Annotated in this window: 7 protein-coding genes; 2 read left to right on the top strand and 5 right to left on the bottom strand. The window is 66.9% G+C overall.

Annotated elements, in window-relative coordinates; translation table 11 throughout:
- Positions 1–14: 14 nt before the first annotated feature.
- Entirely contained in the window at positions 15–1,367 is a 1,353-nt protein-coding gene (mgtE, locus tag BOX17_RS13000) for a magnesium transporter (RefSeq protein ID WP_071945219.1), read from the top strand.
- Between the two features lie 208 nt (positions 1,368–1,575).
- Here the strand turns inward: mgtE and BOX17_RS12995 are convergent, their stop codons facing one another.
- The 4 genes from BOX17_RS12995 to BOX17_RS12980 form a co-directional block, all read right to left on the bottom strand.
- Positions 1,576–6,420, bottom strand: a complete 4,845-nt coding sequence (locus BOX17_RS12995) for an NAD-glutamate dehydrogenase (protein WP_071945217.1) — start codon at positions 6,418–6,420, stop codon at positions 1,576–1,578.
- Positions 6,421–6,610: 190 nt separating this feature from the next.
- Positions 6,611–7,717, bottom strand: coding sequence for a tRNA (uridine(54)-C5)-methyltransferase TrmA (trmA, locus tag BOX17_RS12990; RefSeq protein ID WP_071945215.1), 1,107 nt, complete (start codon positions 7,715–7,717; stop codon positions 6,611–6,613).
- Between the two features lie 83 nt (positions 7,718–7,800).
- A complete protein-coding gene (murI, locus tag BOX17_RS12985; RefSeq protein ID WP_071945213.1) occupies positions 7,801–8,592 on the bottom strand; it encodes a glutamate racemase in 792 nt (263 codons plus the stop codon).
- Between the two features lie 166 nt (positions 8,593–8,758).
- Entirely contained in the window at positions 8,759–9,304 is a 546-nt protein-coding gene (locus BOX17_RS12980) for a hemerythrin domain-containing protein (RefSeq protein WP_071946870.1), read from the bottom strand.
- 213 nt (positions 9,305–9,517) lie between these two features.
- Between BOX17_RS12980 and BOX17_RS12975 the strand changes: the two genes are divergently transcribed.
- On the top strand, positions 9,518–10,861 hold the full coding sequence (locus tag BOX17_RS12975; protein WP_071945211.1) for a replication-associated recombination protein A: 1,344 nt from the start codon (positions 9,518–9,520) through the stop codon (positions 10,859–10,861).
- Positions 10,862–11,042: 181 nt separating this feature from the next.
- On the opposite strand, the gene lolA is transcribed toward BOX17_RS12975, so the two are convergent.
- Positions 11,043–11,672, bottom strand: a complete 630-nt coding sequence (gene lolA / locus BOX17_RS12970) for an outer membrane lipoprotein periplasmic chaperone LolA (RefSeq protein WP_071945209.1) — start codon at positions 11,670–11,672, stop codon at positions 11,043–11,045.
- Positions 11,673–11,750 lie beyond the last annotated feature (78 nt).

Below are 11,750 nucleotides of genomic sequence, written 5' to 3'. Positions count from 1 at the left end.
GCCAGGAAGCGCCCATGACCGATACCACCGAGACACTCGAGCACCGCCTGTCGCGGATTCACCTGGCGCTGGAGAAGGAGCAACTGGAGCAGGTCGACGATGTCCTCTCCGACCTGGAGCCGGCGGAAGTGGCCCTGCTGCTGGAGTCGCTGCCACCGGCGGCGCGCATCCGGCTGTGGGAGCGCGTGCCGGGCGAGATCGACGGCGAGGTGCTGCTGCACGTGCACGACGAGGTGCGCAGCACCCTGATCGACGACATGGACCATGCCGAGATCGTCGCCGCCACCACCGGACTCGACACCACCGACCTGGCGGAGATCTTCGAGGACCTGCCCCAGCAGGTCGCCGAGGACATGCTGCGCTCCATGGACGAGCTGCAGCGCTCGCGACTGCAGGAGACCCTCTCCTTCGAGGAGGACAGTGCCGGCCGACTGATGCGCACCGACACCATCGCCGTGCGCGCCGACGTCAGCCTGGAGACCGTACGGCGCTTCCTGCGCTGGAAGGAGGCCGTGCCCGACAATACCCACGTGCTGATGGTGGTGGACCGCGACGGCCGTTTCGCCGGTGTGCTCCCCCTGGCCCGGCTGGTGTCGAACGACCCCGACATGGCCGTGGCCGACCTGATGGACCGCGAGGTGGACAGCATCCAGGTGACCATGAAGTCCCGCGACGTGGCCACCCTCTTCCAGACCCACGACCTGTCCTCCGCCCCGGTGGTCGACGAGGACGGCCTGCTGCTCGGGCGCATCATCATCGACGACATCGTCGACGTGATCCGCGAGAATTCCGAGCAGGCGCTGATGAACATGGCGGGCCTGGACGAGGAGGAGGACCTCTTCGCACCGGTGATGCCCAGCGCCAAGCGCCGGGCCGTCTGGCTCGGCATCAACCTGCTGACGGCCTTCCTGGCCGCCTGGGTGATCGGGCGATTCGAGGATGCCCTGGACAAGATCGTCGCCCTGGCGGTGCTGATGCCCATCGTGGCCAGCATGGGGGGGATCGCCGGCAGCCAGACCCTGACCCTGGCGATCCGTGGCCTGGCGCTGGGACAGATCAGCCGCACCAACAGCCACTGGCTGCTGCGCAAGGAGATCGGCATCGCCGCCCTCAACGGCGTGCTGTGGTCGCTGGTGGTGGCCGTGCTCGCGGTGCTGTGGTTCGGCAGTGTGGCCATCGGCGCCATCATCGCCGCCGCCCTGGTGATCAACATGCTGGCGGCGGGCGTCGCCGGCATCGTCATCCCGTTGATGCTCAAGCGTTCGGGCATCGACCCCGCCCTGTCGGGCTCGGTGATCCTGACCACCGTGACCGACGTGGTGGGCTTCATGTCCTTCCTGGGCCTGGCGACGGTGTTCCTGCTGTGACATGACCGGAGGACATGCCCTGATGACCGGGCCTGAAAACAGGGCCTGACAAAAGGGCCTGACAAAAGGGCCTGAAAAAAGGGCCTGACAAAAGGGCCTGAAAAAAGGGCCTGACAAAAGGGCCTGAGACAGGACCTCCTGACGCACGAAACCCCGCCGCTGGCGGGGTTTCGTCTCTTCGGGGGCGGAAACCCTGGGGCTGGAACCGTCAGGCGGCCCCGCGGTTGCTCTCGGCCAGATCGACCAGTTCACGCACCGCCACCGCGAAGAGGGGGAAGCCCCCGTGGGCGCCGCTGCTCACCTCCTCGAGCAGGCGACACCAGCGCCGGTGCATGCCCTGGTGCAGCGAGAGCCACTGCTCGACCCGCTCGGTGGAATCCCTGGAGCCTTCATCCATGCCCAGCACGCTGATGGTCAGCGCCAGCTGCTGGCGATCGATGTCGTCACGGAAGGTCTCCCGGGCCTGGGCCTGCCAGCTGTCGCGCACCTTGAGCTCGGTGATCCGCTGGGCCATCCACGGCAGCTCGAGCCGATCGCCGATCTCGTAGAAGATCTCGGCCACGCGCTGGGGCTTCTCGTTGGTCTGGCGCGCCGCCTGGATGATGCCCAGGGCCGCATAGAGGCTGTTGGCGGCCGCTACGGTAGAGGCCAGGGACTCGGGCACCCCCGCCTCCACCAGCGACTGACGGCGGGCCGCCCAGGCCTCCTGCTCCTCGCCTCGCAGGCGCTTGCCGATGTTCTCCTGCAGCTGCGTCAGGCGCGGCGAGAAGAAGTCGATGGCCTCCTGGGTGCTCATGCCGGTGCGGTTGCGCAGGAACCAGCGGGTGGCACGCCGCAGCATGCGCATCAGGTCGAGCATCATGTCGTACTGCACGGCACTCGGCACCTTGTTGTCCAGCGCCTCGATCTGCTCCCACAGGCGCGGCAGCTGGAAGCTGTCGCGGGCCACCACGTACGCGCGGGCGATCGAGGATCGGTCGGCTCCGGTGGAATCGATCAGCCGGCGCACGAACACGATCCCCATGTGATCGACCAGGTCGTTGGCCACCTGGGTGGCCACGATCTCGCGCTTCAGCCGGTGGTCGTACATCTCGTCCTTGTAGCGTTCGACCAGCACCTTCGGGAAGATCCGCTCGACGAACTTGACGATGGTCGGGTCGTCCGGGACATCCGAGTGGATCAGGTCGCCCTTGAGCACGCTCTTGGCGTAGGAGATCAGCACCGAGAGCTCCGGCAGCAGCATCCCCTGCTCGTTGGCGGCCCGCTCCTGGAGCAGCTCGTCATCGGGCAGGAACTCAAGTTCGCGGTCGATCTGGCCGGCCGCCTCGAGCTCGCTGATGAAGCGCCGGAAGGGGCCGATGCCTTGCCGGGACAGGCGCTCGGCGAGGTCCAGCGCCTGGGTCTGGCGGTAGTTGTCGAGCAGCACCAGGTCCGAGACCTCGCCGGTCATGTCGGCCAGCAGCTTGTTGCGCTGCTTCTCGGTCATGTCGCCGCGCTTGACCACTTCGTCGATGAGGATCTTGATATTGACCTCATGGTCGGAGCAGTTGACCCCGCCGGCATTGTCGATGAAGTCGGTGTTGACCCGGACGCCGCGGGCGGCCGCTTCCATGCGCCCGCGCTGGGTGAGCCCCAGGTTGCCGCCCTCGCCGACGACCCGGCACTGCAGCTCGCGGCCATCGATGCGCAGGCCATCGTTGGCCTTGTCGCCCACCTGGGCATCGGTCTCCTCGCTGCACTTCACGTAGGTGCCGATACCGCCGTTCCACAGCAGGTCGAAGTGCGACTTGAGCATGGCGCGGATCAGCTCGTTGGGCGAGAGCTTGTCCTCCCTTATGCCGAACAGCGTCTTCATCTGACGGGAGATGGGAATGGTCTTGGCGGCACGACTGAAGATGCCGCCCCCCTCGGAGATCAGCTCGGCATTGTAGTCCTGCCAGCTGGAGCGCGGCAGGTCGAACAGGCGCTGGCGCTCGGCGAAGCTCGCCGCCACGTCCGGGGTCGGGTCGATGAAGATATGCAGGTGGTTGAAGGCCCCCACCAGGCGAATCTTGTCGGAGAGCAGCATGCCGTTGCCGAAGACATCGCCCGCCATGTCGCCGATGCCGACCACCGTGAACTCGTCCTCCTGGGTGTTCAGGCCCAGGCCGCGGAAATGGCGCTTGACCGACTCCCAGGCCCCCTTGGCGGTGATGCCCATCTTCTTGTGGTCGTAGCCGTTGGCGCCGCCCGAGGCGAAGGCATCCCCCAGCCAGTGGCCATACTCGGCCGAGATCTCGTTGGCGATGTCGGAGAAGGTCGCGGTGCCCTTGTCCGCGGCCACCACCAGGTAGGCGTCGTCATCGTCGTGGCGCACCAGGTCCGGGGGGGGCACGATCTCGCCGCCCACCCGGTTATCGGTGACGTCGAGCAGGGCACGGATGAAGGTCTTGTAGCAGGCGATGCCCTCCTGCTGGATGGCATCGCGGTCGCCGCCCTCGGGCAGCCGCTTGCAGACGAAGCCGCCCTTGGCGCCCACCGGCACGATCACCGCGTTCTTGACCTGCTGGGCCTTGACCAGCCCCAGGACCTCGGTGCGGTAGTCCTCGAAACGGTCGGACCAGCGCAGTCCGCCGCGCGCCACCTTGCCACCGCGCAGGTGAACGCCCTCGACCTGCGGCGAGCAGACGAAGATCTCATGGGCCGGCCGCGGCTTGGGAATGCCGGTGATCCGGGAGGGCTCCATCTTGAAGGACATGTAGTCCTTGTGATGGCCATCGGGCCCCTTCTGGTAGTAGTTGGTGCGCTGGGTCGCCTGGATCATCTCCATGTAGCGGCGCAGCAGCTGGTCATCGTTGAGGCTGGCGACATTGTCGAGCAGTTGCAGGATGCGCGCCGAGCAGGCCTCGGCCTCCCCCTCCGGCGGTCGCTCGCTCGGATCGAAGCGCAGCTCGAACAGCGTCACCAGCTCGCGGGTGATCTCCGGATGGTTGACCAGGGTGGCGGCCATGTAGTCCTGGGAGACGCCGAAGCGGATCTGTTTCAGGTAGCGGGCATACCCCCTGAGCATGGCCACCTCGCGCCAGTCCAGGTTGGCGCCGATGATCAGGCGGTTGAAGGCATCGTTGTCCGCCTTGCCGCCCCAGATGCGCTGGAAGGCCTCGACGAAGGTGTCGCGCATCTCCTGGAGGTTGACCTCGGTGCTGGTGTGGTGCTCGAGGTCGAAGTCGTGGATCCAGTAGCTGCCATCACGGGCCAGCACCTCGTAGGGACGCTCGCCGATCACGCGCAGCCCCAGGTTCTCCATCATCGGCAGCACGTCGGAGAGCGGGATGGGGCGGTCACGGTGGAAGAGCTTGAGGTTGACGCCGCTCCCCTCCTCCTCCACCAGGCGGTAGAGGGAGATGGCCAGCGGGTCACCGCCGTCCAGCTCGCTGATGTGCTGCAGGTCGTAGACGGCGGTGCGCGCCGAGAAGTCGTCCCGGTAGCTGGCCGGGAAGGCATCGCGGAAGCGATCCATCAGCAGGTTGGCCTGCTCCTCGCCGAACCCCTCGATGGCCGCTCCCTGGAGGTCATCGCGCCAGTTGCGGGCCAAGGTCGCCAGCTTGGCCTCCAGGCGGCGAAGGTCATACTCCACCGGCCGGTCGCCCTTGAAGCGCAGGATGAACTGGATGCGCGCCAGCACCGACTCGGAGAGGTAGGTATTGAAGTCGCCGAAGGTGGCGTCGAGCTCCTCGCACAGCATGTCCTGGACGCGCAGGCGCAGCTCGGTGGAGAAGACATCGCGCGGCACGAAGGCCAGGCAGGAGTAGAACCGGCCGGAGCGGTCCTCGCGGATGAACAGCCGCACCCGACGCCGCTCGCGCATGTCGAGGATGCCCAGCGCCGTCTGGGTCAGCTCGTCGGGGTCGATCTGGAACAGGTCGTCGCGGGGATAGACCTCGAGGATGTGCAGCAGGTGCTTGCCGTTGTGGCCCTTGGGATTGAAGCCAGAACTGGCCATCACCGTCTTGAGCTTGCGGCGCAGGATCGGCACGTTGCGCGGCGACTCGTTGTAGACCGTCGCCGTGAACAGGCCCAGGAAGCGACGCTCGCCGACCACCCGTCCCTGATCGTCGTAGCGGTCGATGGAGATGTAGTCGGGATAGGTGGGACGGTGGATCCTGGCGTGATGGGCGCTCTTGGCGAACGACAGCAGCTGGGGCACCAGCACGAAGCGGTCGCCTTCGACGCCCTGGTCGGTGCGGATGCGCTCCTGGTAGCGGGGCTGGTCGAGGCGGAAGACCCCCAGCTCGCTCTGCTTGACGCGGTCCAGGCGCTGACGCCCCTGGTCCTCATGGACGGCGTATTCGTCATAGCCGAGGAAGGTGAAGTTGTCGTGGAGCAGCCACTCGACGAAGGCCATGGCTTCCTCATGGTCCTCGGCGCCGACCTGCTCGGGTCGGGAGGCCTTGAGCTCGGCCAGGGCCGCACGGGCCTGGTCGCGCATCGGCTCGAAGTCGGCCACCGCGGTGCGCACGTCACGCAGCACTTCCTGCAGGCTGGTCTCGATGTCCTCCAGCACCGCCGGGTCGGAGTGGCGATCCACCTCGATGGCGATCAACGACTCGCGATTCTCCGGGGCATCGGCCTGCTGGGTCGGGGTGACCCGCTGCAGGCGATGCTGGTCATCGCGCTGCGTGGCCAGCACGGCGTTGTGGATGGCATGCACGGTCATGCCGCGACGGTTCAACTCGATGCGCACCGAGTCGACCAGAAAGGGCATGTCCTCGTGCAGCACGGCGATGAAGGTATGGGTGGACTGCCAGCCGTGCTGTTCGAAGTCGGGATTGAAGACCCGCACCTTGGGGTCTTCGGAATCGAACTGCTGGAGGAAGTGCCACACGGAGAGGGTGGCGCCATAGATGTCGTCGAGACGGCGATCGGCCAGGTCGTCGAGCGGTATCGTGGCATAGAAGTGGCGGGCGAAGGCATACACCTCGGCGGCCTTGTCCTCGTCCAGACGGCCTTTCAGCCGCTCATCGAGTTGCTTGAGCAGATCCTGGCGGGTCTCCTCGTGTGCGACATGTTGCATCCATCACCTCGGCTGCCTGCGGCCGCCTGAAGCGGCCGGGAGAACTTGACGTGGCGGCCTCCTGGCCGCATCGCCATCCAGCTTACGTCACTTCCCGAGCCGCCCCCAACTGCATGCCTTTTCGCTCATGGAGCATGTCGGTTGCGCATCCCCGCTTGACAACCGGCACGCCGTCTCATCCAAGGTCGCATCAGGCACGTCGCACCAGCAGGACCCCACATTCGCAGTGGTGGGTCCAGGGAAACTGGTCGAAGAGCGCAAGACGCCGGATCTCGTGGGTACGGGTCAGCGTCTCGAGATTTCCGGCCAGGGTCTCGGGGTTGCATGAAATATAGACGATGCGCGCATAGTCGCTGAGTTGATGACAACTCTCGTCGTCGAGCCCCGCCCGCGGCGGGTCCACCAGCACCGTGGAGAAGGCGTAGTCGTCGAGGGCCATCTCGGCCACGCGGCGGCCGCCCTTCTCTCCCCTCAGGGCCTGGGAGAACTCCTCGGCGGACATGCGCCCTACCTCGGCATTCTCGATGCCGTTGGCCTCCAGGTTGACCCGCGCACTGGCCACCGAGGTGCGCGAGATCTCGGTGGCCAGCACCCGGCGGAAGTTCCCGGCCAGCGCCACTGTGAAGTTGCCGTTGCCGCAGTAGAGCTCAACCAGGTCGCCGTCCTGGCTGTCCCGGGTGACGTCCCGCGCCCAGGAGAGCATCGAGCGGCAGATCTCGGCATTGGGCTGGGTGAAGCTGTTCTCCACTTGCTGGTAGACCAGGGCCTCACCGTCCACCGCCAGGCGCTCCCAGACGTGGTCCCGCTCCAGCACCAGGCGCTGCTTGCGGGCGCGGCCGATGATCATGATGCCCAGCGCCTGCTGCAGGGCACGGGCCTCGGCTTCCCAGGCCTCATCGAGACGGCGATGGTAGATCAGCGTCACCAGGGCCTCGCCGGAGAGGGTGGTGAGGAACTCGACCTGGAAGAGGCGGCGGCGCAGCAGGTCGTTGTCGCGGATCGCCTCGAGCAGGCGTGGCATGAGGTCGTTGATCTGTCGGCTGGCCACCGGGTAGTCATCCAGCCGGACCACGGTCTTCTTCTTCGGATCCTCGGGATCCACCTCGAACATGGCATAGAAGAGGTCGTCCCCCTCGTGCCACAGGCGGAACTCGCAGCGCTGGCGGTAGTGGCTCGGCGGCGAGGGGAAGACCTCCAGCGGGGGCGGCGCGAAGCGCTCGAAGTCGCGGGTGATACGCTCGCGCTTGGCCTCGAGCTGCTGGTCATAGCGGGCGGGGTCGACGACGGGAATGGCCACGGCGGCTCCTGTGGTGAAGGTGGGTATTGAGGTGAAGGTGAATAGTGAACAGGGAAAAAAGAGCAACGCGGTACGCGGGCGGCTCAGGCCGGCTGCAGGTGCCGCGGGGCGGCGAAGCCGAAGGCGGAAAGCCCCCTGCCTAGGCGCTCGTCGGGTGCCGTGATGAAGCTCGGTTCTGGTCCCTGCCGGGTGGCGGGCACTGCCACCACCTGGGCCACCCGACGGGCGATGGCCTCGCCGGAATCGATCCAGGCCACCTCGCGAGGGGCCGCCTCGGCGAGCCAGCGGCGCAACAACGGAAAATGGGTGCAGCCCAGCACGACGGTATCCAGGTCGGGGAGATCCGCTGTCGAGCCGGCCCAGAGGGGCGCCAGGGCGCGGCGGATCACCTCGCGGTCCGGGGACTCTCCGGTCACCAGGCGCTCCGCCTCACCCACCAGGTCATCGGCGGCCACCCGGGTGACGCGACAGTCGGCCGCGAAGTCATGGATCAGCTGCAGGGTATAGGGGCGCGACACGGTGGCGCTGGTGGCCAGGAGACCGATATGACGCGTCCTGCTCGCGGCCGCGGCGGGCTTGATGGCCGGCACGGTACCGATCACGGGAATGGTCAGGCACTCGCGCAGGGCATCGAGGGCCAGGGTGCTGGCCGTGTTGCAGGCCACCACCAGCGCGCGGCAGTTGCTGGCCGCGACCGCGGCCTGGCAGACGGCCTGGATCCGCTGCACCAGCCAGGCATCCTCGCGTCGACCATAGGGCAGCATGGCATTGTCGCAGGCATAGGACAGGGCCGCCTCGGGCAGCCGTCGACGCAGGGCCTGCACCACCGACAGCCCGCCCACACCGGAATCGAAGACCAGGATCGGACCCGCCATCAGGCGCCTTCCCCCTGCAGGGGGGCCGGGAGCGCGGGACGGTTCAACGGCGGGGATGGAACGAACGTCAGGAACATGGCTGGGGGTCGGCCGCGGACGAAGGCGGCCATTCTACCCCAGAGTCGGGGCCGAGCCGAAATGCCGTTGCCCCGAGAATGCGCCGGGATCAGGTCTCCGGCACGGGGGCGTCCCGCAGCTCGTGATAGAGCTCGGGGTAGGCCTCCTGAAGGCGGGCGATTTGATCCTGGGCGCCTTCCGGCAGGGCATCTTGCAGCGCCTTGAAGTCCTCGTCGCTGAAGTTCTCGCGGATCAGCGGGAACAGCAGCTCACGTTCATCTGTCAGGTAGGCGCGGTGGCTCTCCAGGTAGGAATTGAGATCGTCGGAGAACTTGTCCATGGGCACGACCGAGTCCATGAGGATCATGTCGAGGTCGTTGGAGAGCCGCTTGAGCCGGGCCTTCAGGGAACGATAGTCCTTTGCCAGTCGCTCGGTCACCTCGACGCTCGACGGGTCCAGTTCCTTGAGGCGCTCGGTGCAGACCTTCTCGAGAGGCTGGGTAAAGCCTTCCTGGTAGTCGAGGATGTAGTCCACGACCTCCCTGACCAGCTGGAAGTTGGGGCGCGCTCCTTCGGCCAGGGTCTTCTGCTTGAGCTGCAGGACGTGCAACATGCGCGCCATGTTGGCATGATCCTGACGCAACTGTTTGAGCATGGGCATGGCATCGGTCTCCTGCATGGTGATATGGGACAGAAGGCTATCAAGATTGGATTCGCCTCGGCACGTCAGGTTCACCGAGAGGGACTGCCCCTGGCAAGGGCAACCTGACTCAAGCTAGCCCTCACCGGCGAATCTTGCCTGTCACCCAAGGTCGTATTGCCTGCGACGACACAACCACTCTAGCAGCCACCTGCCAAGGAGTCAGACATGGATCTCTTCCAGCGCCATGCGCCAGACGATGCGGCCCCGCTGGCCTTCCGCATGCGCCCGCGACGGCTCGAGGACTACGTGGGCCAGCAGGCGCTGGTGGGACCCGGCAAGCCACTGGCCCGCATGGCCGAGAGCGGCGTGGTGCGCTCAATGATCCTCTGGGGGCCGCCCGGCACGGGCAAGACCACCCTGGCCGAGATCCTCGCCGAGGTCTCCGGCGCTCACCTGGAGCACCTCTCGGCGGTGATGGCGGGGGTCAAGGAGATCCGCGCCGCGGTCGATCGCGCCCGCGACATGCAGGCCAGGGAGCGTCCCACCCTGCTGTTCCTCGACGAGATCCATCGTCTCAACAAGAGCCAGCAGGACGCCCTGCTGCCCCATGTGGAGTCGGGTCTGCTCACGCTGATCGGCGCCACCACGGAGAACCCCTCCTTCGAGGTCAACTCGGCGCTGCTCTCCCGGGCACGCGTCCACGTCCTCAAGTCGCTGACCGAGGCGGAACTCGTGGAGGTCATGCAGCGGGCCCTGGCCGACGACGAGCGCGGCCTAGGCGCCCGACGCATCCAGGTGGACGACGAGGTGCTGACCCTGCTGGCCCGGGCCGCCGCCGGCGATGCCCGCCGGGCACTGGGCCTGCTGGAGACCGCCTGCGAATTCACGGTGGTGGCCGAGGGCGACGGTGAACGCCTGCCCCGGGAGGCGCTGGAGGACGTGATCGGCCACCAGGCCAGTGCCTTCGACAAGCAAGGCGACCACTACTACGACCTGCTCTCGGCGATCCACAAGTCGGTCCGCTCCTCGCGCCCCGATGCCGCCCTCCTCTACATCGCGCGATTCATGCAGGGCGGCGGTGATCCGCTGGATGTGATACGCCGCCTCACCGCCATCGCCTCGGAAGATGTGGGCAACGCCGACCCGCGTGCCCTGCCGCTGGTCATGGCGGCCTGGGACGCCTACCTGCGCCTGGGCGACTACGAGGGCCAGCGCGCCATCGCCCATGCCGCCATTCACCTGGCGGTGGCGCCGAAGAGCAACGCCATCGACAGGGCCTGGAAACGGGCCAAGGACTTCGCAGCCGCGCAGCCGCGCCTCGAGGTGCCGACCTACCTGCGCAATGCGCCGACGAAGCTGATGGAGTCCCTGGGCCACGGACAGGGCTACCGCTACGCCCATGACGAGCCCGACGGCTACCCAGCCGGCAGCGCCCACGACTGTTGGCCGGACGAGGTGCCTCACCGCCGCTTCTACCAACCCACCGCCTACGGCCAGGAGAAGCGCTACGCCCAGATCATGGCCTGGCGAGCCCAGCGGGATGCCGAGGTGGACGGCGGGGGGAAATAGGAGAGTGCGCCAAGCGGCCAAGCTGCCAAGCTGCCAAGCTGCCAAGCTGCCAAGCTGGATAGCGTAGCCCCAAGAAAAATCCCCGCCGAACCTCAAATCCGACGGGGGTATTCATTCATTGCCGCAATACCTGCCGCCAGTCACCAGGCAGGTTGGTACTTCCAGCTCAGTGCTTAGCGCGTCACTGCGTCTCGCGGATCACGTCGGTGCCCTCGGGGATGTCGAAGCTGAAGTGGCTGTCGTCCAGCGGCTCATTCATGCGCACGTTGTCAAAGCCGATGGCGGTGCGCTGCCCGGTGCTGTCGGTCATCTGCAGCATGTCCAGCGCCTCGCCGCGGAAGGTCATCTTCAGCTCCTCGAAGAGGGTATCGGGGTCCTTAGGCACCAGGAGGAAGGTCTCGCTGGCCCCCTGCTGCTGACGAGTGACCTCGTAGCTGTCGGTCAGCTCGTCGGCACTGCCGGAGAGCAGCAGGGCCGGGGTATGGGTCACGCGCTGATCGAGCGGCTGCACCGTGGCCTGCTCCAGGTCCGGGTCATAGAGGATGACGTCCTCGCCGCCGGAGACCACGAGCTGCTCGTAGGGGGCATCCACCTCCCAGCGGAACTTCCCGGGGCGAGACAACCACATCCGCCCGCGTGCCTCCTGCAGGCGCTGGCCGCTCCCGTCGAGGATCTGCTGCTCGAAGTCCGCCACATAGGTCTGCAGCGGCTCGAGGATCGCCGCCAGGCGCTCGGCCCCCTCGCTGGCCATTGCCGACATCGGCACGGCGAGGGTCATGGCAAAGGCAGCGAGTTGTTTCTTCATGGTCATCGTCTCTGTCTCCCTGGACGGGTCCATCATGGCATCCTGTCACTCGGACCGGGCGAACTCCGGCGGGTTGCATGCCCG

Source organism: Halomonas aestuarii (assembly GCF_001886615.1).
Classification (GTDB): Bacteria; Pseudomonadota; Gammaproteobacteria; order Pseudomonadales; family Halomonadaceae; genus Halomonas; species Halomonas aestuarii.
The sequence above is the reverse complement of the archived record's forward strand: the minus strand, read 5'-3'. Positions and strand labels throughout refer to the sequence as shown.

Excerpts from the sequence above, each read along its gene's own strand:
- BOX17_RS12975 (WP_071945211.1), top strand. The coding sequence starts at position 9,518 with ATGGATCTCTTCCAGCGCCATGCGCCAGACGATGCGGCCCCGCTGGCC.
- mgtE (WP_071945219.1), top strand. The coding sequence starts at position 15 with ATGACCGATACCACCGAGACACTCGAGCACCGCCTGTCGCGGATTCAC.
- BOX17_RS12995 (WP_071945217.1), bottom strand. The coding sequence starts at position 6,420 with ATGCAACATGTCGCACACGAGGAGACCCGCCAGGATCTGCTCAAGCAA.
- BOX17_RS12980 (WP_071946870.1), bottom strand. The coding sequence starts at position 9,304 with ATGCTCAAACAGTTGCGTCAGGATCATGCCAACATGGCGCGCATGTTG.
- lolA (WP_071945209.1), bottom strand. The coding sequence starts at position 11,672 with ATGACCATGAAGAAACAACTCGCTGCCTTTGCCATGACCCTCGCCGTG.
- murI (WP_071945213.1), bottom strand. The coding sequence starts at position 8,592 with ATGGCGGGTCCGATCCTGGTCTTCGATTCCGGTGTGGGCGGGCTGTCG.